20 protein-coding genes and 1 pseudogene are annotated in these 25,900 nt (G+C 67.4%); 15 read left to right on the top strand and 6 right to left on the bottom strand.

The window, feature by feature from the left end; translation table 11 throughout:
• Nucleotides 1-105: 105 nt before the first annotated feature.
• A complete protein-coding gene (gene glpD / locus OG716_RS26190) occupies nucleotides 106-1,842 on the top strand; it encodes a glycerol-3-phosphate dehydrogenase (protein WP_405133355.1) in 1,737 nt (578 codons plus the stop codon).
• A 101-nt stretch (nucleotides 1,843-1,943) separates the two neighbouring features.
• Here glpD and OG716_RS26185 read toward each other — a convergent pair whose 3' ends face one another.
• Nucleotides 1,944-2,582, bottom strand: coding sequence for an NADPH-dependent F420 reductase (locus OG716_RS26185; RefSeq protein ID WP_405133354.1), 639 nt, complete (start codon nucleotides 2,580-2,582; stop codon nucleotides 1,944-1,946).
• Between the two features lie 87 nt (nucleotides 2,583-2,669).
• Between OG716_RS26185 and OG716_RS26180 the strand changes: the two are divergent.
• Nucleotides 2,670-3,345: pseudogene (locus OG716_RS26180) on the top strand (HoxN/HupN/NixA family nickel/cobalt transporter).
• 808 nt (nucleotides 3,346-4,153) lie between these two features.
• On the opposite strand, the gene OG716_RS26175 reads toward OG716_RS26180, so the two are convergent.
• Both OG716_RS26175 and OG716_RS26170 read right to left on the bottom strand, forming a co-directional pair.
• On the bottom strand, nucleotides 4,154-4,927 hold the full coding sequence (locus OG716_RS26175; protein ID WP_405133353.1) for a DNA-formamidopyrimidine glycosylase family protein: 774 nt from the start codon (nucleotides 4,925-4,927) through the stop codon (nucleotides 4,154-4,156).
• 15 nt (nucleotides 4,928-4,942) lie between these two features.
• Nucleotides 4,943-9,736, bottom strand: a complete 4,794-nt coding sequence (locus tag OG716_RS26170) for an ATP-dependent helicase (RefSeq protein ID WP_405133352.1) — start codon at nucleotides 9,734-9,736, stop codon at nucleotides 4,943-4,945.
• A 237-nt stretch (nucleotides 9,737-9,973) separates the two neighbouring features.
• Here OG716_RS26170 and OG716_RS26165 point away from each other — a divergent pair, with 237 nt between their 5' ends.
• Nucleotides 9,974-10,519: a histidine phosphatase family protein gene (locus tag OG716_RS26165; RefSeq protein WP_355124783.1), complete on the top strand. Its 546-nt coding sequence runs from the start codon at nucleotides 9,974-9,976 to the stop codon at nucleotides 10,517-10,519.
• Here the strand turns inward: OG716_RS26165 and OG716_RS26160 are convergent, their stop codons facing one another.
• A complete protein-coding gene (locus OG716_RS26160) occupies nucleotides 10,520-11,119 on the bottom strand; it encodes a TetR/AcrR family transcriptional regulator (RefSeq protein WP_405133351.1) in 600 nt (199 codons plus the stop codon).
• Nucleotides 11,120-11,188: 69 nt separating this feature from the next.
• On the opposite strand from OG716_RS26160, the gene OG716_RS26155 reads away from it, so the two are divergent.
• On the top strand, nucleotides 11,189-12,145 hold the full coding sequence (locus tag OG716_RS26155) for a patatin-like phospholipase family protein (protein WP_405133350.1): 957 nt from the start codon (nucleotides 11,189-11,191) through the stop codon (nucleotides 12,143-12,145).
• Between the two features lie 70 nt (nucleotides 12,146-12,215).
• Nucleotides 12,216-13,067: an SDR family oxidoreductase gene (locus OG716_RS26150; RefSeq protein WP_405133349.1), complete on the top strand. Its 852-nt coding sequence runs from the start codon at nucleotides 12,216-12,218 to the stop codon at nucleotides 13,065-13,067.
• A gap of 222 nt (nucleotides 13,068-13,289) precedes the next feature.
• On the opposite strand, the gene OG716_RS26145 is transcribed toward OG716_RS26150, so the two are convergent.
• Entirely contained in the window at nucleotides 13,290-14,819 is a 1,530-nt protein-coding gene (locus OG716_RS26145; RefSeq protein ID WP_405133348.1) for an aldehyde dehydrogenase family protein, read from the bottom strand.
• Between the two features lie 82 nt (nucleotides 14,820-14,901).
• Between OG716_RS26145 and OG716_RS26140 the strand changes: the two genes are divergently transcribed.
• The 5 genes from OG716_RS26140 to OG716_RS26120 all read left to right on the top strand — a co-directional run bounded on the left by OG716_RS26140 (nucleotide 14,902) and on the right by OG716_RS26120 (nucleotide 19,947).
• Nucleotides 14,902-15,354, top strand: coding sequence for an Lrp/AsnC family transcriptional regulator (locus tag OG716_RS26140; RefSeq protein ID WP_067562135.1), 453 nt, complete (start codon nucleotides 14,902-14,904; stop codon nucleotides 15,352-15,354).
• A gap of 106 nt (nucleotides 15,355-15,460) precedes the next feature.
• A complete protein-coding gene (gene lat / locus OG716_RS26135) occupies nucleotides 15,461-16,774 on the top strand; it encodes an L-lysine 6-transaminase (protein WP_405139920.1) in 1,314 nt (437 codons plus the stop codon).
• 241 nt (nucleotides 16,775-17,015) lie between these two features.
• Nucleotides 17,016-18,656 carry an acyl-CoA carboxylase subunit beta gene (locus OG716_RS26130; RefSeq protein ID WP_327143920.1) on the top strand — a complete coding sequence of 547 codons (1,641 nt, stop codon included), beginning with the start codon at nucleotides 17,016-17,018 and terminating at the stop codon, nucleotides 18,654-18,656.
• A gap of 226 nt (nucleotides 18,657-18,882) precedes the next feature.
• The gene (locus OG716_RS26125) at nucleotides 18,883-19,191 is read left to right on the top strand and encodes an acyl-CoA carboxylase subunit epsilon (RefSeq protein WP_355124881.1); all 309 of its coding nucleotides are present in this window, start codon (nucleotides 18,883-18,885) and stop codon (nucleotides 19,189-19,191) included.
• Nucleotides 19,192-19,311: 120 nt separating this feature from the next.
• Nucleotides 19,312-19,947: a Maf family protein gene (locus tag OG716_RS26120; RefSeq protein ID WP_355124794.1), complete on the top strand. Its 636-nt coding sequence runs from the start codon at nucleotides 19,312-19,314 to the stop codon at nucleotides 19,945-19,947.
• Here OG716_RS26120 and OG716_RS26115 read toward each other — a convergent pair.
• Nucleotides 19,873-20,643, bottom strand: a complete 771-nt coding sequence (locus tag OG716_RS26115) for a transcriptional regulator (RefSeq protein WP_327143922.1) — start codon at nucleotides 20,641-20,643, stop codon at nucleotides 19,873-19,875. The two genes, OG716_RS26120 and OG716_RS26115, sit on opposite strands and share 75 nt — an antisense overlap.
• Before the next feature lie 165 nt (nucleotides 20,644-20,808).
• Between OG716_RS26115 and OG716_RS26110 the strand changes: the two genes are divergently transcribed.
• From OG716_RS26110 to OG716_RS26090, 5 genes are all read left to right on the top strand, one after another.
• Nucleotides 20,809-21,684: a sulfurtransferase gene (locus tag OG716_RS26110; RefSeq protein WP_405133347.1), complete on the top strand. Its 876-nt coding sequence runs from the start codon at nucleotides 20,809-20,811 to the stop codon at nucleotides 21,682-21,684.
• Between the two features lie 99 nt (nucleotides 21,685-21,783).
• Nucleotides 21,784-23,583: a biotin carboxylase N-terminal domain-containing protein gene (locus OG716_RS26105; protein WP_405133346.1), complete on the top strand. Its 1,800-nt coding sequence runs from the start codon at nucleotides 21,784-21,786 to the stop codon at nucleotides 23,581-23,583.
• Nucleotides 23,584-23,922: 339 nt separating this feature from the next.
• Nucleotides 23,923-24,345, top strand: a complete 423-nt coding sequence (locus tag OG716_RS26100; RefSeq protein WP_405133345.1) for a DUF1707 domain-containing protein — start codon at nucleotides 23,923-23,925, stop codon at nucleotides 24,343-24,345.
• Nucleotides 24,345-24,692, top strand: coding sequence for a hypothetical protein (locus tag OG716_RS26095; protein WP_405133344.1), 348 nt, complete (start codon nucleotides 24,345-24,347; stop codon nucleotides 24,690-24,692). The genes OG716_RS26100 and OG716_RS26095 overlap by 1 nt, the downstream gene beginning before the upstream one ends.
• 309 nt (nucleotides 24,693-25,001) lie before the next feature.
• On the top strand, nucleotides 25,002-25,802 hold the full coding sequence (locus OG716_RS26090) for a biotin--[acetyl-CoA-carboxylase] ligase (protein WP_405133343.1): 801 nt from the start codon (nucleotides 25,002-25,004) through the stop codon (nucleotides 25,800-25,802).
• Nucleotides 25,803-25,900: the final 98 nt, after the last annotated feature.

Genomic DNA, 25,900 nt, shown 5'->3' with positions numbered 1-25,900 from the left:
CATTAGTGTGGACTACGGTTGCTCCCGAGTAGCTGAGCTTCGACCAGAGCGTCATCGATACGAGCGCCGCATCGTCGATACCGCGGCGGGCCGGAGGAGTCGAGCATGACGAAGAACCCGCGATCGCAGTTTCTGGGCCCCGAGCAGCGCGAGGAGGCCTGGGCCCGGCTGGGCAAGGACACCTTCGACGTGGTGGTGATCGGCGGTGGTGTGGTCGGCGCCGGCATTGCGCTCGATGCCGCCACCCGCGGCCTGGAGGTCGCGCTGGTCGAGGCCCGCGATCTGGCCGCCGGCACTTCCAGCCGCTCGTCGAAGATGTTCCACGGCGGCCTGCGCTATTTGGAGATGATGGAGTTCGGGCTGGTGCGCGAGGCGCTGCACGAGCGCGAACTGTCGCTGTCCAAGCTGGCGCCGCACCTGGTGAAGCCGCTCAAGTTCCTGTACCCGCTCACCCATTACGGCTGGGAGCGGCCGTACGTGGCCGCCGGCCTGACCCTGTACGACACCATGGGCGGCTCGAAATCCGTTCCGGGACAGCATCATCTGACCAAGGCCGGAGCGCTGCGCCTGGCTCCCGGACTCAAGGGCACGGCGCTGACCGGCGGACTCACCTACTACGACACGGTGGTCGACGATGCCCGGCACACCATGACGCTGGCCCGCACCGCCGCCCACTACGGTGCGGTCATTCGCACGTCCACGCAGGTGGTCGGCTTCCTGCGGGAGGCGGATCGGGTGGTGGGTGTGAAGGTGCACGACAGTGAGGACGGCCGCCGCACCGAGGTCCGCGCCAGCGTTGTCATCAATGCGACCGGTGTGTGGACCGATGAACTCCAGTCGCTGGCACATCAGCGCGGTCGATTCCATGTGCGTGCGTCCAAGGGCGTGCACATTGTGGTCCCGCGTGACCGCATCGCCAGCGACACCTCGATCATTCTGCGCACCCCGACCTCGGTGCTGTTCGTCATTATGTGGGGCACCGATCACTGGCTGATCGGCACCACCGACACCGACTGGAATCTGGATCTCGCGCATCCGGCCGCCACCAAGAACGACATCGACTACCTGCTCGAACACGTCAATTCGGTACTGGTCACGCCGCTGACGCACGCCGATATCACCGGCGTCTACGCGGGCCTGCGGCCGCTGCTGGCGGGGGAGAGCGATCAGACCTCCAAGCTCTCGCGTGAGCATGCCGTCGCCCGTATCGCACCGGGCCTGGTCGCCATCGCGGGCGGTAAGTACACCACCTACCGCGTCATGGCCTACGACGCCGTTGATGAAGCGGCACAGGACATTCCGCGCCAGGTGCCGCCCACCATCACCGACAAGGTGCCGCTGCTGGGCGCGGACGGCTATCACGCACTGCTGAATCAGACCCCGCACCTGGCCGAGAAGTACGGCGTCCACCCGTACCGAATCCAGCACCTGCTCAATAGGTACGGCTCGCTCATCGACGAGGTGCTCGGCCTCGCCGACGGCAAACCCGATCTGCTGCAACCGATCGAAGCGTCCCCCGGCTACCTGCAGGTCGAGGTGGTCTACGCGGCCGCCGCGGAAGCCGCACTGCACCTGGAGGACATCCTCGCCCGCCGCACCCGCATCTCCATCGAATACGCGCACCGCGGCGTCGACTGCGCCGACCAGGTAGCCCGCCTGGTGGCCCCGGTCCTCGGCTGGGACGAGGCCGAAACCGCCCGCGAGATAGCCACGTACGTGGCCCGCGTCACCGCCGAAATCGAATCCCAGACCCAGCCCGACGACGCCTCGGCCGACGCCCTCCGCATCGCCGCCCCCGAACCGCGCCCCCAGATCCTGGAGCCGGTCCCGGTCGAAAACTAGCGCTCACCAATACAACTGCGCGCCCTGCGATGAACTCGCCGGGCGCGCAGTTGTATTCAAGCCGAGTCCTACCGCACGCAGCGGCGCTGGCTGCGGTTCCGCTAGCGGACCACCCTGTAGTTGTAGGCCATGGTGCCGAGCGGGGCCATCAGGCGAACCCACAGGGGGAGCAGCATTTCCGTGGCGCGGGCGTTGGTGATATCGCCGAGGTCGATGATGTCCCGCCAGCCGAATTCGCGGAGTAGTTGCAGGACAGCGGATTTGGCCTCATCGCTATTCCCGGAGACGAACATGGTGTGCTCGCCGTCCGCCAGCTTGCCCGGATAGGCCATGACGTCGGCATTGACGGTATTGAGGGTCTTCACCACGTGGGTGTCCGGGAAGGCGCGCTGGATCTGCTCACCGAGCGAATCGGTATTGCAGACCGCCAGGGTGGGCGGAAAGCCGTTGGAGAAGTCGAGAGGATTGGCGATATCGATGAGCACCTTGCCCGCCAGATTCTCCGCGCCCGCCCCCTGCAGCGCACTCACGCTGACCTGACCGCCGGTCGCATTGATGACCAGCTCCGCATGCGCGGCGGCTTCGGCCGAGGTGCGCAGCGGCGCGGGGAACGGCTCCTCCGCCTTCGCCTCGGTGGCGGCCACATCGCGGGTGCCGATGACCACATCGTGTCCCAACTCCACCAGCCGCGCCGCGAGGGTGCGTCCCACCGATCCAGTGCCGACGATTCCGATTTTCATGCGGACAGGATAGGGCCGAATTCCGCCGCCCAGTAACCGGTTCCGCTACCGACGAACGGTGGAATACCGGGGTGATGGGTCGCCGCAATGGTCGGGGTGGTCGTCGCGCTGCATGTGATCGGCTGGGTCACCCCGGTGGCCATTGTCGCGCCGCAGCATTTCCGCCTCGGCGACAAAACCCTCGGCATCGGTGTCGGGCTGACCGCGTACACCCTCGGCATGCCTTCGACGCCGATCACATCTCCGCGATCGACAACACCACCCGCAAACTCATGTACCCCGTCGGCATCCTTTCGGCCTCGGCCTCGGCTTCGACACCGCCACCGAGGTGGCCCTGCTCGTCCTGGCCGGCACCAGCGCCGCCGCCGGACTGCCCTGGTACGCGATCCTCTGTCTGCCGGTCCTTTTCGCCGCCGGCATGAGCCTGCTCGACACCATCGACGGGTCCTTCATGAACTTCGCCTACGGCTGGGCCTTCTCCAAACCGGTCCGCAAGGTCTACTACAACATCACCATCACCGGTCTGTCCGTCGCCGTGGCCCTCATCATCGGCACCGTCGAACTACTCGGCCTCCTCGCCGGCCAACTCGGCTGGACCGGCGGCATCTGGGACTGGATCGGCGGCCTGAACCTCAATATCCTCGGCTTCGTCATAGTCGGCCTGTTCGTGCTCACCTGGATTGCCGCACTGCTCATCTGGCGTTTCGGCCGCATCGAGGAGAAATGGACCGTCGCCCTGGCGGATCGGCCGAACGGCACCTGAACTCGGGCGGTTGGTGACGGTTGCCGCGCGGACAGGCCCCGGCGCTCTGTCGCGCCGGGGCCTGTGGGTTCTCACCTTGCTTCTTCGCCCCCTCCGGCGGCGGTCCGGCCCGGGGGGAGTGCCGGATTCTCGTCTGCGCCGGAGGGGACGGTCGAACCTCATGTTCCAGGCAGTTCCCCTGCCCAGCCACTATCTCTCACTTTCAACGACAGTGAATCTATGCCATTCCCGGGGGTATGTCTACATCCACCACGATAGTTTTTTTCTGCTGACAAAACGGCTCAGTCCTGTGGTTGTCGGTGTCGGCCGACCTGCGCATGGCCGCTGACCGAAGCCGGTCAGCGAAAAAACTGTTCCGGGTGGCAAAAAATCTGCACTCATGGGTGTAGACAACCGGCACGAGCTGTTATACAGTCTCTCTTGTTCGACAAACAGCAAGTCAAGGGCCCGGGAAAGATGAATCGCCCGGAGAAGTTGGTTTGTGCCGTCCCCTGCCGGTGGGTGAAGTATTCGATCTTGGATGGGCCGCAGGAGGGGACGAAGAACGCCGCGAAGAGCGCCGGGAGTCCCGTGTGGACTTTCGAAGCGGGACCGTGCCGGATATTTGGGCGCGGGGGTGCGCAATCTGCGAACCGGGAGGTGGTCCACGAGCACATACGTACGCAATACGCGTCCCTGTCAACACGTTCGGACGCGGTGTCAATCACCGGCCTCACCGGTCGGTAACCGAAATTGAGTTCAACCCCTTCGTAACGCCTGAAGTCATGAAATCCCGGGCGCGCCAAGGGGACAGGGCCGCGATCGTGGTCTAGGCGCCGCTCGGTGCGGGCTGGCAGCGCGGGCAGAAGTAGATGCCGCGGTCGGCACGGGGCAGGGCGGGGTCGTCGGCCAGCAGGTGGACGACCATATTCGTGCCGCAGCGGCGGCACGGGCGGCGCTGCCGGCCGTAAGCGAGTGCGCGCCACGGTGGTTGGTGTGCGGCCTGGGTGAGGACTCGATGCGCTTCGTCGATCAGACCGGGAAGGTCCGCGATATCGCCGACCGGTGTCGCCGGGTGGATGCGGCGCAGGAAGCAGATTTCGCTGCGGTAGATATTGCCGATCCCCGCGAGATTTCGCTGATCCAGCAGGGCCAGGCCGATGGGCTGCTCCGGTTTCCCGGACAGTCGGCGCGCCGCTTCGGCCGCATCCCAGTTCGGGCCCAGCAGGTCCGGGCCGAGATGGTCGACGGCGGTGTGTTCGTCGGCGCGGCGCAGCACCTCCACCAGGCCGAGTGCGAAACCCACGGCCTCCGAGTCCGCGGTAGCGAGGATCAGGCGGGCGGTGAAACCCGGTTTGGTCCAGCGCTGTCCGGCTGTGTAGACCCGCCATACGCCCTCCATCTTCAGATGGGTGTGAATGCTCAGGTCGGGAGTGCGCACGAACAGGTGCTTGCCGTAGGTACCCACACTCTCCACCTGCTCGCCGCGCAGGTCGAGGGTGGCGTACTTCGGCACACGGAAGTCGCTGTGGGTCAGTGTCTTTCCCTCCAGGGCACGTCGTAGCCGCGCTGCCGCCAGGAAGACGGTGTCGCCCTCAGGCATGGCGGAGCCGCCGGTTCACGGGCGGCTCCGTAGCCGGAAACCCTTGGGGGTGGCGGCGAAACCGGCCTGAGTGAGGAAGCCGGCGAAGGTATTGCCGTGCACGGACTCGCCGTTCACCCGGTCGATGACCAGCGAATCGACGCGCCGATCGTGCACGAGCCCGGCCAGAGCCGTGGCCGCTGCCGTCCGGGCCGCCGGATCCTCGGTGAAGGTGAGCAGCGTTTTGCCGCCGCGCTCCAGGTACAGCGCGAGCTCACCGTCCACCAGCACCACCAGCGCCCCCGCCTTGCGCCCCGGTCGATGCCCCGCACCCTCGACGGCCGACTTCGGCCAAGGTAGCGCCGCCCCATACGAATTCGCCGGATCGCAGGCCGCCAGCACCAGTGACTTTCCGGCGCTGTCGGCGGAGTAGCTCCCGCTCCGGCCCGAGTAGCCCCCGCCCGCATCGGCGCCGCGCGGCCGATCGTTCTCGAAGGACCGCAGCCGATCCACCACATCGGTAGTCGAAAACTGTGCCCCACCCAGCGAATCCACGAAATACCCGCGCCGGCACCGCCCCCGGTCCTCGAACTCGGTGAGCACCCGATACATCAGCGCGAACCCGCCCCGCACCCCCTCACTCTGCACCGACCCCTTGGTCAGCACCCCGTACCGCTCCAGCAGCACATCCGCCGTGGCATGCGCCCGCACCGTATTGTCGGCCACCCGCTCCGGCAGCAGCGCCCACCGCCCCGCCACACTGGGCGGACTCGTCCGCACCGGAATCCCCGTGCGCGGCAAGTACATCCGCCCCCGCGGCGACCGCCTGGGCGTCCGATGAGCCGTCGTAGTCCGCGCCGTCCCCGCCAAAAGCGCCCGCACCGGCGCGAACGTGTCCCCGCCGACATACCCCGCCCACGCCAACTCCCACAGCGCGGTGACCACCGCCCCCTCGTCCTCCACCCCACTGGCATCAACCAGCTGCCGGAAGAAATACGCTCCGCCGGAACTCGGAATCACCTGACCCTCGGTGGTCACAGTGGAGCCCAGGGCCATCAGGAGGCTGATATGGGTTTCGGTGAGGTCGAGGTCGTCGGGCGGGGTGAGGGTGACGGCGGCCTGGTCGGCGGGGTGCAAGGCGATCCAGCCGTCTTTGGCGGTGATGGAGCCGTGGCCGGACCAGAGCACCTCGCCGGTGGCCATGAGTTCGTCGAGCATGGCGGGGGAGTAGTCGTGCACGCGGGCGGGGAGGATGAGCGATTCCCAGGCGGAGGCCGGGATCGGCACGCCCGCAAGCTGTTCCACCACGGCGGCGACGCCGTCCACCCCGCGCAGTTCGCCGGTGCCGATGTGCTGCCAGGCCGGGAGGAAACGGGCCAGGGCGGCGGTGGCGACCGGTTCCACCTCTTTGCGGGCCGCGGCCAGGGAACGGCGGCGCAGGCGGCGCAGCACTTCGCTGTCGCACCATTCGGCGCCCGCGGAACCGGGTGTGAATTCGCCTTCCACCACACGTTTTTCGAGGGCCAATCGATGCAGACCGGTGGCGACCACCGCCGTGCCCAGTCCGAACCGGTGCGCGGCCGCTGTCAGCGTGAACGGTCCGTGCGTACGGGCAAACCGGCCGATCAGATCGCCGAGCGGATCGGCGACCGGCTCGATGAAGGCGGCCGGAACACCGATGGGGAGAGGTACACCCAGCGCATCCCGCAGCCGGGCCGCATCCTCGACCGCCACCCACCATCGCGACCCGGCGAAGGAAACCTCCAGGGCCCGATGGGCTTTCACCAGTTCCGCGAACCACGGTCGCGGATCATCGGTGCAACGCTCGGTGGCCTCCTCGGCAGTGAGCGGCCCCAACAGCCGCAACAGATCGGCCAGCCCCTCCATATCCCGCGCATGCCGCTCCGGTGTCAGCCGCTGCAATTCCCGCTCGGTCTGCTCCAGGACCGCGCCGTCCAGCAGTTCGCGCAGCTCGACGCGCCCGAGCAGCTCCGCCAGCAGACTGGAGTCCAGCGACAGCGCCGCCGCCCGCCGCTCCGCGAGCGGACTGTCGCCCTCGTACATGAACTGCCCGATGTAATCGAACAGCAGCGAATTCGCGAACGGCGACGGCGTGGCCGTCTCGACCTCCACCAGTCGCACCTGCCGCCGTGCCACCCGGCTCAGCAGATCGCGCAGCGAGGGCAGGTCGTACACATCCTGCAGGCACTCCCGCACCGTCTCCAGCAGGATCGGGAACTCCGGGAATTTCCTTGCCACATCCAGCAATTGCGCGGCCCGCTGCCGCTGCTGCCACAGCGGCGCGCGCTTGCCCGGATCGCGGCGCGGCAGCAGCAGCGCCCGCGCCGCACACTCCCGGAACCGCGAGGCGAACAGCGCCGACCCACCCACCTGCTCGGTCACCACATCATCGATCTCATCCGGCTCGAATACGAACAACTCCGCCCCCGGCGGATCGTCCGTGGTGTCCGGCAATCGCACCACAATCCCGTCATCCGAAGCCGTAGGCGCCGCATCCACCCCGAACCGCTCCCGCAGCCGCGCCCCCACCGCCAGCGCCCACGGCGCATGCACCGGCAACCCGTACGGCGAATGCAACACCACCCGCCAATCCCCGAGCTCATCCCGAAACCGCTCCACCAGCAGCGTCCGATCCGTAGGCAATTGCCCCGTGGCCGCCCGCTGCTCCTGCAGCAGCGCAACCAGATTCGCCGTCGCATTGGAATCCAGCCCCGCCGCGGCAGTGACCCGCTTCAACTCGGTCTCCGGCCGAGCCTCCTTCGCGCGACCTGCGGACTTGCTGCTGCCCTGCCCATTTCGCTTGCTTCGGGAGCCCTTGGTTTCAGCGTCGCGCGAGAGTTCCCGCAGTGCCGTGCCGAATTGAACAGGATCGGCGGTACCGACCGGCCCGGTGGTCGAGCGCACTGCTTCCGTGCCGTGCTGCTCCACCGCCTTACCCGCCGTGCGGACGAATTCGCCCAGGGCCGCGCCCAATTCGGCGGGGCGGCCGAGGGAGTCGCCGTGCCAGAAGGGGAGACGGCCGGGGAGGCCGAAGGCGGGGGTGACCAGGACTCGGTCGAAGGTGATCTCCTCTATGCGCCAGCTGGTGGCGCCGAGGGCGAAGACGTCGCCGACGCGGGATTCGTAGACCATCTCCTCGTCGAGTTCGCCTACCCGGGAGGCTTTTTCGCCGACCATGAAGACGGGGAAGAGGCCGCGGTCGGGGATGGCGCCGCCGGAGGTCACGGCCAGGCGCTGGGCGCCGGGGCGGCCGGTGAGCGTGCCCGCGTCGCGGTCCCAGACGATGCGGGGGCGCAGTTCCGCGAATTCGTCGGAGGGGTAGCGGCCGGACAGTAGATCCAGCACGGAGTCGTAGGCCGAACGGGGGAGCGCGCCATAGCTTCCCGTGCTGCGCACGGTGTCGAACCAGATCTCGGCGTCGATGGCCTCCAGCGCGCACGCCGCGACAGTTTGCTGGGCGAGGATATCGAGCGGATGCAGCGGAATCTGCAATTCCTCGATCTGCCCGGCGGTCATCCGCTGTGAAGCCACCGCGCAGTGGATGACATCGGTGCGATGCTTCGGGAAGATCACCCCGCGCGAGATCTCACCGACCTGATGCCCGGCTCGGCCCACCCGCTGCAGGCCGCTGGCAACCGAGGGCGGCGCCTCCACCTGGACCACCAATTCGACCGCGCCCATATCGATTCCGAGCTCCAGGCTGCTGGTCGCGACCACACAGCGCAGCCGCCCGCTCTTGAGATCATCCTCGATGAGCGCCCGCTGCTCCTTGCTCACCGAACCGTGATGCGCGCGCGCCAGCAGCGGCGCCGCGCCGTGAATCACCTCGGTGGACGCACCCAATTGCGCGGGCGGCGCGTGCTCGGTGTCCACGTCCGCGCCGATGCGTCCCGCGTACTCCTCGTTCAAGCGCGCGGTCAGCCGCTCCGCCAGCCGTCGCGAATTCGCGAAGACGATGGAGGACCGATACTCGAGCACCAGATCGACGATGGCCTCGTCCACATGCGGCCAGATGGACCCCGGCTGATCCGAATCCGCACCGCCCGCATCGGGTTCGGTCATATCCGCGACCGGCACCCGCACCGACAGATCGAAGGTCTTGGGCGCGGGCGGATTCACGATGGTGATGGGTGCGCTACCGACCAGGAACCGCCCCACCTCCGCCGGCGGCCGCACCGTCGCCGACAGCCCGATCCGCTGCGCGGGACGTTCGAAACCAGGCGAGGCGGAGCGCAGCGCGTCCAGCCGGGCCAGCGAAAGCGCCAGGTGCGCACCGCGTTTGGACCCGGCAATGGCGTGCACCTCGTCCACGATCACGGTGTGCACCTCGCTCAGCGTCTCCCGCGCCGCCGAGGTGAGCATGAGGAACAGCGATTCCGGCGTGGTGATCAGAATGTCCGGCGGCGTGCGCAGCAACCCGCGCCGAGCGGCCGGACTGGTATCACCGGACCGCACCCCCACACTGATCTCCGGCGCCGGCAATCCCAGCCGCTTGGCCGTCTGCGTGATCCCCACCAGCGGCGCCCGCAGATTCCGCTCCACATCCACGGCCAGCGCCTTCAGCGGCGAGATGTACAGCACCGAGGTCTTGCGCTTCTCGCCCTTCGCCTTCGCCGGCGCGGGCTCGCGGGTGGCCAGCCGGTCGATGGCCCACAGGAATGCCGACAGCGTCTTGCCGGACCCGGTGGGCGCGACGACCAGGGTGTGCTCGCCCGCCGCAATGGCCTGCCAGGCCCCCAGCTGGGCGGCCGTCGGCGCCGGGAAGGCGCCGTCGAACCACTGCCGGGTGGCGGGAGAGAACCGATCCATCGCCCCAGTCTGCACCCGCCCACCGACAGTCTGAGTGGCACCTTCAGAGATCGAAGGGCTCGGTCTGTATCCACCCCAGGTTCGCGGCCCGTCTCGTTCTGGACTGACGGAGCGGAGGAGCGAAGCGGAGGAGCGGAGGAGGGAAGAACGAGATATCCGGGGCCGCGAACAGCCGTAGCGAAGCGGAGGCAAATTAAACACAGTACGGGTGCTTTCGCCGCGCGTAAGGTTCGAACGGTGCAGAAGGTGCTCCGACTCGATCTGGTCAGTCACGGGATGACCGAGGCGATGCGCAAAGCACGATTTCCGGTCGACGAACCGCTCACCGAAGCCGGTCGCCGCGCGGTCGCCGCCTGTGGCCGCATGCAAGCCGCGCGGGTGCTCACCGCCCCCGAGCGCCGGGCCATCGAGACGGCCACCGTCATGGGTCTGACGGGCGACGAAGATTCGCGACTACGCGATCTGGATGCCGGCGCCTGGCGCGGCGGCGAACTCATGTCGGTCCCCAAGGAGGACCTCTACCTCTGGCTCACCGATCCGGGCTATCGCGGCCACGGCGGCGAATCGGTGGCGGATGTGGTCGAGCGGACCGGTGAGTGGATGGCCGATATCGCCGTCGAGGGTGAGCCCACCATTGCCATCACCCACCCCGCGATCATTCGCGCCGCCCTGCTGGTCACCCTCGACGCGCCCGCGAAATCGTTCTGGCGCATAGACGTTCCCCCGGTCAGCGTGACCCGGCTGCACTATCGCGGCGAATGGACCCTGCACTTCCGGCCGTGATCAGGCGGTGAGCGAGCTGCGCACCATGGCCCGCACCGCATCGGTGATCAGTCGCGCGGACAGAGTCGGATCGATGGCCCGCTGAATGCCCAGACCCAGACCGAGGCTCAGGACGATGGTGGCCGCGTCGTCGGCGGGCATCGGCAGCGGCAGCCCCGTGGAATCCGCCAGCACCTGCAGTTGCGCCGCGACGGTGCCGCGCACCAACCCCAGGCTGGAGACGAGAGCGGCCTGCAGCGCCGGATCATCGCGCGCCACGATGGCGAATTCGAATTCGAGCATGGTCCACCCGACATCGCCGAGGGTGCGCTCGGCCCAGCCCTGAAAGCGTTCCAGCCGCGCTTCGAGGCTGTCCTCGCCCTCGATGAGTTCGGTGACCTCACCGAACTTGGTCTCGTGGATGAGTTCCAGTACTTCCAGGCACAGCGCCGATTTGGTCTTGAAGTTCGAGTACACCGCGCCCTTGGAGTACCCGGCCTCCTCGGCGACCCGTTCCAGGCTGGTCTTGGCGTACCCCTCGGTGAGGAACAGATCGCGTGCTGTCACCAGCAGGTCCGTGCGGGTGCGGGCCTGGCTTTCGGACCGGGTCAGTCGTGCCATGGCAGTGATTCTATGTTCCGGCAGATTCGGGATACCACCGGTATTTGAAATCTGTTAGTGTTCGAAACCATGAGTAACAGGAACGGGTCACATCGACGTGGCCTGGCCATCGGTTGCGGCGGCACCCTGGGGGCGGCGTGGATCGTGGCGGCGCTGGCCGCCGCCCGCGATGTGCTGAACTGGGATCCGCGCGACGCCGACGTCATGATCGGCACCTCCGCTGGCGCCGAAATGCTGACCATGCTCGGCAGCGGCATCAGCGTCGACGACCTGGTCGCCATGCAGGACGGCACCTCTGCCAACCCGATCCTGACCGCGCATATGCGCTGCGAGCCCGGGCGATTCCCGCCGCTGCCGCATGCGCGCCTCGGTGCGCCCGCCCGCGCGTTGCGCGAACTGCTCGCCCGGCCCAGCGGCCACGCGCTGCTGACCGCGGGCAGCGGCCTGCTCCCGCAGGGCAGCGGTGACGCCGCCTGGTTGCAGCGCCTCGCGGACCGGCTCAATCCGGACCGCCGCTGGGTGCCGCATCCCGCCACCTGGCTGGTGTCCGTGGATGCCGCCACCGGCGAGCGCGTGGCCTTCGGCTCACCCTCCGCGCCGGACGCGAGTCTCGGTGCGGCACTGCGGGCTTCGTGGGGCGTGCCCGGCTGGTTCCCCGCGGTGCCCATCGACGGCCGCGAATTCATCGACGGCGGCGCGGCCTCCACCGCCTCGGTGGACCTGCTCCTGCCGGCCCAGCTCGACGAGGTGGTGGTGCTCGCGCCCATGGCCTCCACCGGACGACTGCCCGCCACCAGCGCGGGTCATTTCCTGGAACGCCAGATGCGAAATCGCATGAGCGAGAAGCTCGATGCCGAGATCGCCCTGCTGCGCGCCGGTGGCACCAAGGTGCTGCGCCTGGACGCCACCGCCGAGGACCTCGCGGTCATGGGCCCCAATTTCATGGACGGCCGCCGCCGCCTCGCCACGTTCGAGCACAGCCTGGTCAGCACCCGCAAGGCCATGGAACAAGGAGTCTTCGCGTGAGTGGTCAAGCCCGGAAGCGGCAGCGAAGCGTCACCATGCAGGGCTCCACTCACGCGAAAAAGGACACAGTATGAGCATCCTCGGAAAGAACTACCCCGCAATCGATCTCAACGGTGCACGGGTGCTGATCACCGGCGCGGGCCGCGGCATCGGCCAGTGCACCGCCGAGCTGTTCATCAGCAAGGGCGCCGAGGTGGCCATCGCGGATGTGGACACCACCGCCGCCCAGGCCACCGCGGCCGCCCTGGGCGCGAAGGCGTTCGCGCTGGATGTGCGCAATCGTGAGCAGTGGGACAAGGTGGTCGCCGACTTCGGCCGCATCGACATCCTGGTCAACAATGCCGGTGTGATGCCCGCCGGCGCCTTCCTCGACGAGCCGGATGCCGTGGGCCACACCACCATCGACGTCAATGTGTGGGGCCTCATTCACGGTATGCGCGCGGTCGCGCCCGCCATGGTCGAGCGTGGTCGGGGTCATATCGTGAATGTCGCCTCGCTCGCGGGCAAGATCCCGATCCCGGGCCTGGCCGTCTACAACGCCAGCAAGTTCGCGGCCGTAGGTCTCTCCGCCGCAACCCGTTTGGAGTTCGCGCCGTACGGCGTCAGCGTCAGCACCATCATGCCGTCGGCCGTGCGCACCCGCCTGTCCTCCGGCCTGGCCCTCGGCGCGGGCATGCCCACCGTCGAGCCCGAGGATGTGGCCGCCGCCGTCGTCCAGACCGTCCGCACCCGCAAGGCCGAGGTCGCCGTGCCGAACTACCTCGGCCCCATCGACGCGCTCTTCGCCGCGACACCGGAGCCCGCCATCCGACTGGTCCGCCGCCTCATCAATGGCGACCGCGCCCTGCACCCCTCCGACGAGAGCACCCGCGCGAAGTACGAGGCCCAGATCCGCGCCATCGCCACCGACGACCGCGACTGACCCGAAACGCCAACGGCCCGAACCGCATGGGGGGTTCGGGCCGTTGCCCGTGCCAGGCCGCCGTAGTCGAACGGAATGCTCAGACGGTTCACACGTCGCTCAGACGGTTCACACGTCTCCGGTCGGGTCGCCGCATTCGAACCGAATGTACGGACGGGTCTGCCGTCTCCCGCCGGGTCGAACCTCTGCGCCAGGGGTGCGCAACCCGGGCTGGTACGCCGCCTACTCGAACCGAATGCCCTGTGCCAGCGGAAGTTCGGTGGAGTAGTTGACAGTATTGGTGGCGCGCCGCATATAGGACTTCCAGGAGTCCGAGCCGGACTCCCGGCCGCCGCCGGTCTGCTTCTCACCGCCGAAAGCGCCGCCGATCTCCGCGCCCGAGGTGCCGATATTGACATTGGCGATGCCGCAGTCGGACCCGTCCGGGGCCAGGAAACGCTCGGCCTCCCGCTGGTTCTGCGTGAAGATCGCCGACGAAAGCCCCTGCGGGACACCATTGTGCAGGTCGATGGCGGCATCCAGATCGCGGTAGGTGAGGACGTAGAGGATCGGCGCGAAGGTCTCCTCGCGAACCACCTCGGTCTGCGCGGGCATGCGAACGAGGGCCGGGCGGACGTAGTACGCGTCGTCCCCGAAACCCTCGACTCGTTCACCGCCGCAGATCAATTCGCCGCCGTCCTCCTGTGCGCGCCGCAGCGCCTCCTGCATGCCCGCATACGCCCGGCTATCGATCAGCGGCCCGACCAGCACGCCGTCCTCGAGCGGATTGCCCACGTGCAGTTGGCGATACGCGGAGGCGATGCGATCCAGCAGCGGCCCGGCCACATCCACGTGCACGATCAGCCGCCGCAGTGTCGTGCACCGCTGCCCCGCGGTACCCGCAGCCGAGAACACGATGCCCCGCGCGGCCAGATCCAGATCCGCCGAAGGCGTCACCACCGCACCGTTATTGCCGCCCAGCTCCAGCAGACAGCGGCCGAAGCGGGCGGCCACGCGCGGGGCCACGGTCCGGCCCATCCGCACCGATCCGGTCGCACTGACCAGCGCCACGCGCGGATCGTCGACCAGCTGCTCGCCGACCTCGGCCGCACCCTGAACGAGCTGGTGCACTTCGGGATTCGCGCGCACATCCGCCGCCGCCCGCCGCAGCAGCGTATGGCACGCCAGCGCCGTCAGCGGTGTGGTCTCCGACGGTTTCCACACCACGGTGTCCCCGCACACCAGCGCCAGCGCGGTATTCCACGCCCACACCGCGACCGGGAAATTGAAGGCCGAGATCACGCCCACCACACCCAGCGGATGCCAGGTCTCCATGAGCCGGTGCCCGGGCCGCTCCGACGGCATGGTGTTCCCGTACAGCTGCCGCGACAAGCCGATGGCGAACTCGCAGATATCGATCATTTCCTGGACTTCGCCGCGGGCCTCCGCGCCGATCTTCCCGGCTTCGAGCGTGACCAGTTCGCCCAGCTCAGCCTGGTGGTCGGTGAGCAATTGCGCCAGCCGCCGGACCACGGCCGCGCGCTGCGGCGCGGGTACGGTGCGCCAGCCCTCGAAGGCGGCGGCGGCCCGGCTGATGGCGCCGTCCACCTCGTCTGCGGTACTCGGCCGCAGGCTGGTCAGCTCGCCGCCGGTGATCGGCGTACGAGCCGAGAGCGCGCCCGGTTCGGGTGATTCCACGCCGAGGCCGCGTAGTAGCGCCTCCGTGCGGGTGCGCAGTTCACGTGTGCTGTCTGCGGTCAGTGCGGGGGTCATCGACTACTCCCTGGTCGATAGCGGCATGCGCCGGGTGATGGGTTCCGGCCACGAGTTCGGTTCGCTGCGTTAGCCTTCGCTGATGGCGGATACACCGGCGAAACCACAACTCGACGACATAGATCGTCTGCTGATTCGCGAGCTGATTGCCGATGGCCGCGCCACATTGTCGAATCTGGCCGAGAAGGCCAATCTGTCGGTGTCCGCGGTGCAGTCGCGGGTCCGGCGGCTGGAGGCGCGAGGCGTGATCCGTGGCTACACAGCCAATGTCGATCCGGAAGCCCTGGGGCAGATGCTCTCGGCATTCGTAGCCATCACTCCTCTCGACCCGTCGCAGCCCGATGACGCGCCCGCGCTGCTGCAGCACATCCCAGGCATCGAAGCCTGCCACTCGGTGGCCGGTGACGAGAGCTACATGCTGCTGGTGCGTGTCGCCTCCCCCCGGCATCTGGAGCAGCTGCTGCAGGAGATTCGCGCGACGGCCAACGTTCGGACTCGAAGCACCATCATTCTGCAGACATTCTATGACAAGTAGGCGCCTCTCGTAATTACATCGAAATTTACGGACAAAACCGTAAAGATTCCCTTACCCTGGGGGAGTGACCCTCGAATTCGATCGGCTCGGGGCGGTTGCCGAAACGCTGAAAACTCGACGTGAGTTGGTCACCCCCGCCCGGGTGCATGAAATCCTGTCCGCGAGCATCCTCGCCGACGGCTTCGATCTAGTCCTCGACCTGCAAAAATCCTGCGGCCGAAGACTTGTCGACGCCCGCGACGGCACGGCATACCTGGATATGTTCGGCTTCTTCGCCTCCTCGGCGCTGGGCATGAACCATCCGGTGCTGGCCAATGACCGCCACTTCCTCGCGAACCTCACCGCCGCGGCCCTCAACAAGCCCAGCAACTCCGACGTCTACACCGTCGAAATGGCGCGCTTCGTGGACGCTTTCGCGCGTGTCCTCGGCGATCCGCGGCTACCGCACCTGTTCTTCATCGACGGCGGCGCCCCGGCGGTCGAGAACGCCCTCAAGGCCGCCTTCGACTGGAAGTCCCGGCACAATGAAATGCACGGGCGCGCACCGGAACTCGGCACCAAGGTGCTGCATCTGACCGGAGCGTTCCACGGCCGCACCGGGTACACGCTGTCGCTGACCAATACCGATCCGGTCAAGACCGACAGGTTCCCGAAGTTCGGCTGGCCGCGCATCGACACCCCGTACGTGGGCGACGATCATCCGGATATCGAGGCCGCCGAGCGGCACGCGCTCGACCAGGCCACCCTAGCCTTCGCTGAAAACCCTTACGACATAGCGTGTTTCATTGCCGAGCCCATTCAGGGTGAGGGCGGCGACCGGCATCTGCGCCCGCAGTTCCTGCGGGCGATGCAGCAGCTCTGCCACGACAACGACGCCCTGTTCATTCTCGACGAGGTGCAGACCGGCGTCGGCATGACCGGCAGCGTGTGGGCCTATCAGCAGCTGGGCCTGGAGCCCGACATCGTGGCCTTCGGCAAGAAGACCCAGGTGTGCGGGATCATGGCCGGCGGGCGCATCGACGAGGTACCCGACAATGTCTTCCGCGTCAGCTCGCGGCTCAACTCCACCTGGGGCGGCAATCTCACCGATATGGTGCGCTCCCGCCGCATTCTCGAGGTGATCGAGCACGAGGGCCTCGTGGCGCGCGCCGCGCAGCTCGGGACGCACCTGCTGGGGCGGCTCACCGAATTGGCGGATGCCCGCATCGAAGTCACCGAGCCACGCGGACGCGGTCTCATGTGCGCCATCACACTCGAAACGGCGCAATTGCGCGACTCGGTGGTGACCGCACTGCGCGAGGAGGAGCACGTACTGATCCTCGGCACGGGCGAGCGGGGTATTCGTTTCCGGCCACCGCTCACCGTCACGGTTCCGGAGCTGGACGAGGCCGTCGACGCACTGGACCGCGTATTGCCTTGAGCCGCACGGTATTGCCGCGAGCCACACGGCAACCTACTCGAACCGCCCGGAACATTCCGGGCGGTTCGAGTCCGTCCGGCACCGGTGTGAACGGCGAAATTTTTCGCGGCCGCCAAACCGCTGCGGCCCTCGTAATCGGGTATCTACCTGCGGATATTAACTGGCGAGTAGTCAATAACCGTACTCGCGAGTAGCCCTGCCGGGATTACCAGAGGGCACTGGCACTGGTTACACTCCGGGCATGACGAGTGTCCAGCAGCAGCCTTCGCCGGGGTCGGCGGGCGCCCCCGATATCCACACCACCGCCGGGAAGCTCGCTGACCTGCGTAACAGGCTGGAAGAGGCCAAGCACCCGATGGGTGAGGCCGCGGTCGACAAGGTCCACGCCAAGGGCAAGATGACCGCGCGCGAGCGCATCCTCGCCCTGCTGGACGAGGGCTCGTTCGTGGAACTCGATGCGCTCGCCCGGCACCGCAGCGTGAATTTCGGCCTGGAGAACCAGCGTCCGCTCGGCGACGGCGTGGTGACCGGTTACGGCACCATCGACGGCCGCGACATCTGCATCTTCTCCCAGGACGTCACCGTCTTCGGCGGCTCGCTCGGCGAGGTCTACGGCGAGAAGATCGTCAAGGTCATGGATCTGGCGCTGAAGACCGGCCGCCCGCTGGTCGGCATCAACGAGGGCGCCGGCGCACGCATCCAGGAAGGCGTTGTCTCCCTGGGCCTTTACGGCGAGATCTTCCACCGCAATATCCAGGCCTCCGGCGTGATCCCGCAGATCTCGCTCATCATGGGCCCGGCCGCGGGTGGGCACGTGTACTCCCCGGCGCTGACCGACTTCGTCGTCATGGTCGACCAGACCAGCCAGATGTTCGTCACCGGTCCCGACGTGATCAAGACCGTCACCGGTGAGGAAGTCACCATGGAGGAGCTGGGCGGCGCCCACACCCACATGGTGAAGTCCGGTGTCGCGCACTACGTCGCCTCCGGCGAGCAGGACGCCCTGGATTACGTCAAGGATCTGCTCAACTACCTGCCGAGCAACAACCGCGCCGAGGCCCCGCGCTTCCCGGCCACCGATCCGATCGTCGGCGCCATCGAGGACTCGCTCACCGCCGAGGACCTCGAGCTCGACAGCATCGTCCCGGATTCGCCGAACCAGCCGTACGACATGCACGAGGTCATCAAGCGCCTGGTGGATGACGACGAGTTCCTGGAGGTGCAGGCCGAGCGCGCGATGAACATCATCATCGGCTTCGCCCGCATCGACGGCCGCAGCGTCGGCTTCGTGGCCAACCAGCCCTCGCAGTTCGCGGGCTGCCTGGACATCGACGCCTCGGAGAAGGCCGCGCGCTTCGTGCGCACCTGCGACGCGTTCAATATCCCGATCATCACGCTGGTCGACGTCCCGGGCTTCCTGCCCGGGACCGGCCAGGAGTTCAACGGCATCATCCGCCGTGGCGCCAAGCTGCTCTATGCCTACGGTGAGGCCACTGTGGGTAAGATCACAATCATCACCCGCAAGGCATACGGCGGCGCCTACGACGTCATGGGTTCCAAGCACATGGGCGCCGATGTGAACCTGGCGTGGCCGACCGCTCAGATCGCCGTCATGGGCGCCTCGGGCGCGGTCGGATTCGTCTACCGCAAGCAGCTCAAGGACGCGGCAGCCGAAGGCGCCGATGTCGACGCGCTGCGCCTCGAGCTGCAGAACGAGTACGAGGACACGCTGGTCAACCCGTACGTGGCCGCTGAGCGCGGTTATGTCGACGCGGTCATCCCGCCCTCGCACACCCGCGGCCAGATCGTTTCGGCGCTGCGTCTGCTGGAACGCAAGATGGTGACCATGCCGCCGAAGAAGCACGGCAACATTCCGCTCTGATTCGACGATAAGCGCGGTGTGAGGCGCACACTGAGGCTAGGGTCCGGCATGCTTCGTGCCGGTTTCCCGTACCGCGCAGGAACGCCTCATCCGAGTAAAGATGGTAGAGACCGGCCCTCGACGTAGAGGGTCGAAACTATTACCGTTTGCGGACTTGAACCACTTTCCGTGAACAGCCGCCCTACCCGGGCGGCAATTGGACAGGAGGACTGGCGCTGTGACGACCATGGCTGACGAAGAAGTACTGAGCGCCGCCGAACTGGATCTGGCCGTCGATGGATTGACGGAAGCGGTCGAAACGGCTGTAGCCGAGACTGAACCGTCGAACATCGGCCCGGTCATCCAGGTTCTGAAGGGCAATCCGAGCGATGTCGAACTGGCCGCCCTGGTGGCTGTCTTCGCCGCCGCCTCGAGCGTCTCCGGTGGATCCGCCGACAACGGTCCCGCCGATATGTGGGGTAACCCCACACTGCTGCACCGCGGCTCGTCGCCGTTCTCGCCGTACGCATTTCCCGCGCTGTCGCACCGCGACTGACTTCGCGGGACAGTCAGGGCCAGGGGGCGCCCGCGCCGCCTCCCCGCCGCTGACGTGCGTTCCCTGTAGTACCTTCGCGCAGTGCCCGTGCCTCCGATACGTCGAAATGAGACAGCGCCTGTGACGACTTTCGTATTGGCGTCCCAATCTCCGGCCCGGCTCGGGGTACTCCGCAATGCGGGTGTCGAACCGGTGGTCCGGGTGTCGAATGTGGACGAGGACGCCGTTGCCGCGGCTCTGCCCGCGGGCACCGCCCCCGATCGAGTGGTGATCGAGCTGGCTCGCGCCAAGGCGCGCGATGTCGCTCCCACGCTGGCCGGTGAATTCCCCGATTCCGTTGTGGTGGGCTGTGACTCGATGCTGCTCGTCGATGGTGTGCTGCAGGGCAAACCACTCACCGCCGAGGTCGCGCGGGCGCGCTGGTCCGAAATGGCCGGGCGCAGCGCCGATCTGCTGACCGGGCACTGCGTACTGCGGCTGCGCGACGGTGAGATCGTCGCCGAGGCCGCCGATTGCAGTTCCACCACAGTGCATTTCGCCAAACCCGATGCCGATGAGCTGGATGCCTACATCGCCACGGGTGAACCGCTGCAGGTGGCCGGGGCCTTCACGCTGGACGGCCGCGGCGCCTGGTTCGTCGATCGCATCGAGGGTGATCCCTCCAGCGTGATCGGTATCGGTCTACCGCTGGTTCGTCGACTGCTTGCCGAGGTGGGCGTCGGGGCTACGCAATTGTGGAGCGACGCGGCTCGTTGAGGTCGCGAGCCGTGGTTCCTCGGCATCGCCGTTCACGCCGGGCACGCCCTCGGCCGTCCGGGCCGTCAGCAGTTCCAGTCGCGCCACGCACAATTCGGGCTCCACGAACGGATGCAGGCGGACGGAAACGGTATCCCGGGCGCCGTTGTGGTCCAGCACTTCTCGCATGAGTCCCAGATGGACGCCGCACACCACTTCGGAATGGGTGCGCGCGAGTTCGCGCAGCGGGCACGCGGTGAGCCGGATCAGCGACTGTTCATCGGTTTCGCCGGCGTGATCGCGTTCGGGCGCGAATCCGAGTTCGGACGCGACCGTAATGGTGAGATCGCGGGCATCGTCGAGCGTTTCGACCGGCTGGTCCACCGCTTCGAGTTTCGAACCCCAGACGCGTCCGGCCGAAATGGCGGCGTCGGACCGGCGGCGCGGATCGCTGCCGAGCTGGTCAGCGAGCACCTGTGCCAATTCCTGATAACCGACGGATCGCTGCACGGCGGTATAGCCGATGCGCGGCCGGCCGCGACCCCGCGGGGGCTGCTGAAATTGCCGGACCAGCGATTCGCGGGTGAGCACATCCAAATGGAAACGCACCGTAGTCACATGCTGACCGGTGACACGGGCCAGTTCCTGCGCATCGAGAGGCTCGCTTGCGCCACGTAGGATCGCGAGCAGTCGTCGTCGCGGCCAAGAATCGGACATAGCTCACCCCTCCTCTCGGGAGACTTTATCGGATGAAGCTGCGCTTAATTCGCTCAATCACCCGATTCGTGATCTGAAACGAGTTTCGTTGCCGCTACTTGCCTACGATCGGTGCTGAGATTCGAATCGCCGACACCCAACCCACCACGCGTGAAGGACCACACTGTGCCCGTTGCCCCGGATCCGCATCCCTCGTTCGGTTCCTTCGCACATCCTCACCGACTAGTAACCACAGAATGGCTGTCGGCAAACATCGGCGCGCCGGGACTCAAGATCATCGAGTCCAACGAAGACATATTGCTATACGACATCGGGCATGTCCCGGGCGCCATCAAGATCGATTGGCGAACCGAGCTGATGGATCCGAGCAAACGCGATGTCGTCGACGGTGAAACCTTCGCCGCGCTGATGCGTGCCAAAGGTATCGGACGCGACGACACCGTGGTGATCTACGGCGATCGGGCCAATGGCACCGCGGCCGCCGCCCTGTGGGTGTTCGACCTCTTCGGGCACGAAGACGTGCGCCTGCTGGACGGTGGCCGGGATGCCTGGATCTCCGAGGCCCGCGACACCACCTTCGAGGTGCCGTATCCGGTTCCGGGCGAATACCCGGTCGTCGAGCGCGACGACAAGACCGCGCGTGCGTTCCGCGTGGATGTGGTGGCGCAGCTGGGCGGCCCGCTGATCGACGCCCGCGAATTCGGCGAGTACACCGGCGAACTGGTGGTGCTGGACCGTCCGGAGGAGCAGGCCCTGCGCGCCGGCCACATTCCGACGGCCGTCAGCATTCCGTGGAGCGCCTCGGTCGGTGCGGATTCTCGATTCCGCCCCCGCGCGGAGCTGGATGTCATCTACGGTGGGGTGTCCGACGGGGTGCCGCCGCTGGTGTACTCCCGTATCGGTCGCTGGGCCGCACTCACCTGGTTCGTCCTGACCTACCTCGTCGGTGTGCAGGGCGTCCGCAACTACGACGGCTCTTGGACCGAATGGGCAAATGCCGTTGGCGCACCCATAGTGGTCGGAGCCGACCCCGGCGAGTAATTTCGGGCCTACCGATCGGTAGCCCTATCCCGGTTCGGGAGTTGTTGGCACACTGCCTACACTGCCCAAGACGAAGTTATCTCCAGCACAGGAGGCTCAGTGCCCAACCATGCCAACGCGCAGATCACGAAGGTCCTCGTAGCCAACCGAGGCGAGATCGCCGTGCGCGTGATCCGGGCTGCCAAGGACGCCGGTATCACCAGCGTCGCGGTGTATGCGGAACCGGACGCCGATGCGCCGTTCGTGAAACTCGCCGACGAGGCTTTCGCGCTCGGTGGCCAGACTTCCGCCGAGTCGTACCTGGTGTTCGCCAAGATTCTCGACGCTGCCGCCAAGGCCGGCGCCGATGCCATCCACCCCGGTTACGGGTTCCTTTCGGAGAACGCCGAATTCGCGCAGGCCGTGATCGATGCCGGTCTGATCTGGATCGGCCCCTCGCCGCAGTCCATTCGCGATCTGGGTGACAAGGTCACCGCGCGCCACATCGCGCAGCGCGCCAACGCTCCGATGGCCGCGGGCACCAAGGATCCGGTGAAGAACGCCGACGAGGTCGTCGCGTTCGCCAAGGAGTACGGCGTTCCGGTGGCCATCAAGGCCGCCTTCGGTGGTGGTGGTCGCGGCATGAAGGTCGCGCAGACCATCGAGGAGATCCCGGAGCTGTTCGAGTCCGCCACCCGTGAGGCCATTGCCGCCTTCGGCCGCGGTGAATGCTTCGTGGAGCAGTACCTGGACAAGGCCCGCCACGTCGAGGCGCAGGTGCTCGCCGACAAGCACGGCAACGTGATCGTCGTCGGTACCCGTGACTGCTCGCTGCAGCGTCGTTTCCAGAAGCTGGTCGAGGAGGCCCCCGCGCCGTTCCTCTCCGACGAGGTGCGCGGCAAGATCCACGCTTCGGCCAAGGCCATCTGCAAGGAGGCCGAGTACTACGGCGCCGGCACGGTGGAGTACCTGGTGCAGGGTGAGACGGTGTCCTTCCTCGAGGTGAACACCCGCCTGCAGGTCGAGCACCCGGTGACGGAGGAAACGGCTGGCATCGATCTTGTGCGCCAGCAGTTCCGCATCGCCGAGGGCCATGAGCTTTCGATCAAGGAAGACCCGACGCCGCGCGGCCACTCGTTCGAGTTCCGCATCAACGGTGAGGACGCGGGCCGCGGTTTCATGCCCGCCCCCGGCCCGGTCGTCGTCTACAAGGAGCCCGCGGGCCCCGGTGTGCGCGTCGATTCCGGTGTGGTCGAGGGCAGTGTCATCGGCGGCCAGTTCGACTCCATGCTGGCCAAGCTGATCGTCACCGGTGAGAACCGGGAGCAGGCGCTGCAGCGTGCCGCTCGCGCCCTGGCCGAGTACCAGATCGAGGGCCTGGCAACGGTTCTGCCGTTCCACCGCCACATTGTCGAGAACCCCGCGTTCATCGGCGACGGCACCAAGTTCGACGTCTACACCAAGTGGATCGAGAACGACTGGGAGAACCCCATCGAGCCGTACACCGGTGGTGTGCCGATCGATGAGGACGAAGAGGGCCCCCGGCAGAAGGTGGTCGTCGAGGTCGGCGGCCGCCGCCTCGAGGTCTCCCTGCCCGGCCAGTTCTCGGTCGGTGCTGCCGCCGCCCCCGCCGGCAACGGTGCGGGCGTCATCCGCAAGAAGCCGAAGCCGCGCAAGCGTGGTGGCGCGGCCGGCGCCGGTGCGTCCGGTGACTCGGTGACCGCGCCCATGCAGGGCACCGTCGTCAAGGTCGCCGTCGAAGAGGGCCAGAGTGTCGAGATCGGCGACCTGGTCGTCGTGCTCGAGGCCATGAAGATGGAAAATCCCGTCACCGCGCACAAGGCCGGTGTCATCACCGGTCTGGCGGTGGAGGCGGGCGCCGCCATCACCCAGGGCACCGTCCTGGCCGAGATCAAGTGATCTCCCGCCGGATCTGACCGCCCGGCAACAGCTTTCCCGTTTGGGCCGCTCACAATGTGAGCGGCCCAAACGCTTTCAAGGGTCTGGGCCTGAGTAACTCCGGTGACTCGAGGGCGTGGCCCGAGCTCCCGTGTCCGGGGCCCGAGGGTGTGGTCCTAGCGGCTATCGCTCGAGGGTGCGCTGAATCCGGTTCTCCGAGGGGGTTCGGGGGCTTGCCCCAAGTTCTCTCTCCCGGGGTTCGGGGGCGGAGCCCCCGAGAACCCTGCTGCCCCACGCTGCGTGGGGCGCGAACCCCTTGCGGCGGGCGCGGGGCTCGACCGTGCGCGATAAGGTCGGTATATGGCTGAACCACCGGACATTCGCATCGGCACCGCGGAGCGGGAAGAGGCCATGAAGCGGCTATCGGACAATTTCGCGGCGGGGCGGCTCAGCGTGGCCGAATTCGATGAGCGCAGTGGGGTTGTGGCGGCGGCGATGACGCGCGGCGATCTCGAGACGGTGTTCACGGATCTGCCCGCGGTGGAAAGCGATAGTGCCTCGCCCGCGAAGCGTGAGCCCCGCTTCGGGTCGAACTGGCCGGAGCGGATCATGCCGATCGTTCCGATCATCGCGGTGATTCTTTTCTTCGTCACCAGCCAGTGGTGGGTGTTCCTGCTGATTCCGGTCGCCGGTGCGCTGCTGTTCGGTGAGGGCAATCGGGAGCGGAAGAACCGGCAGCGGGAATCGCGACGGGACCACCGGGATCGGCGGCGTGGGCGCTGATGGAACCCATGGAGATCAATGCGGGCAATTGGTACCTGCGCGCCATGCGCGCGGACGAGCGGATCGACGATCGGCCCGCCCTGGCGGACGGCGGCATCACCGATCCGGACTATGTGGCGCGCCGGACCGCGGAATGGGCCGACGAGACCCACTTCTCGTGGGCGGTATGCGTTCCGACCACCGCCGAGATGGTCGCCGAGATCGGCGTGACTCCCGGCACCGACGGCACCGCCGAGGTGACCGGCTGGGTCCGCGACGGCTATCAGACGGCACTCGACGACGGCTTGGAAGCGGTACACCGCTTCACTTCCGGATTCCTCGGATTGCAGCCCCGCGCGACCGCCTGAGCGAAAATCATTGGTGCCGAACCGCATTGCCGAGGACTCTGGAGTCGCATCCGAAACGGGCGACAGGGGAGGCGGCTATGTGGAGTTGGAGCAGTCATCAGGCGGATCGAGCGGCGGTATCTGCGATCACGAGTTGGAGGATCGCCGAGCCGCGGCCGACGATCACCGACCCGGACCATGTCACGGGTACCGGCAGCGGCCGGGGTGTGCATCCGAGTGGCGGCGGCGCGTTCGGTGGTGACGGCGGGCGCGCCGGGGCGGACTTCGGTGGCGATATGTCCGGTGCCGCGCGTGGAGTAGCCTGCGGGCATGGACAGGCCAGCCTTGGATATCGCCCGGTTGCGCAGCGCTCTCGCCGAGTCGCCCGAGCGGGCGTTCTTCACCGAGATCGATCTGGTGGAGTCGACCGGTTCGACGAATGCGGATCTGGTTGCCCGTGCGGCCGATTCGCATACCGATCACCTGGTATTGCTCGCCGAGGCGCAGGAGCGGGGGCGCGGGCGGCACGAGCGGACCTGGGTGAGCCCGCCGCGCGCGCAGATCGCCATGTCGCTGCTGGTGCGGGCGCGCGGTATCGATCCGGCGGTGCTGGGGTGGCTGCCGCTGCTGACCGGGGTGGCGGTGGTCGACGCGGTGTGCGCGGCGACCGGGGTGAAGGCAATCCTGAAGTGGCCCAATGACATTCTGGTCGACGGGCGCAAGCTGGCGGGCATTCTCGCCGAGATCGCGGCCGCGGGCAGTGATCCCGCGGTGGTGGTCGGCATCGGCCTGAACGTGAGTCTCACCGAGGCGGAACTGCCTGTCCCGCATGCCACTTCGCTGGTGCTGTCGGGAAATCCGGACCCGGATCGCACCGCGCTGGCGGCCGCCATTCTGCGCGAGTTCGCCCGCCGCTTCACCGCCTGGGAAGCCACCGGCTGGGATATCGCCGATCTGTCGGCGGACTACCGCGACCGCTGCTCCACCATCGGCGCACAGGTCCGCGCCGAACTTCCCGGCGGTGAGGTGCTCACCGGAATCGCCACGGGCGTAGACGAACACGGCCGCCTGCTGATCGGCGACCGCGCCGTCGCCGCCGGCGATGTCACCCACCTGCGCGCCGAATACTGACAACCCGGCCTCCCTGTCGTCCCGGCATGCCTTTGGCCGGGATCCACTGCAACCCAATGGGCTCCGTGTGGATCCCGGCCAAAGGCGCGCCGGGATGA

The organism is Nocardia sp. NBC_01388, from assembly GCF_045040085.1.
GTDB lineage: Bacteria > Actinomycetota > Actinomycetes > Mycobacteriales > Mycobacteriaceae > Nocardia.
Note: the sequence above shows the minus strand (reverse complement) of the source record. Positions and strands in the feature narration are given on the sequence as shown.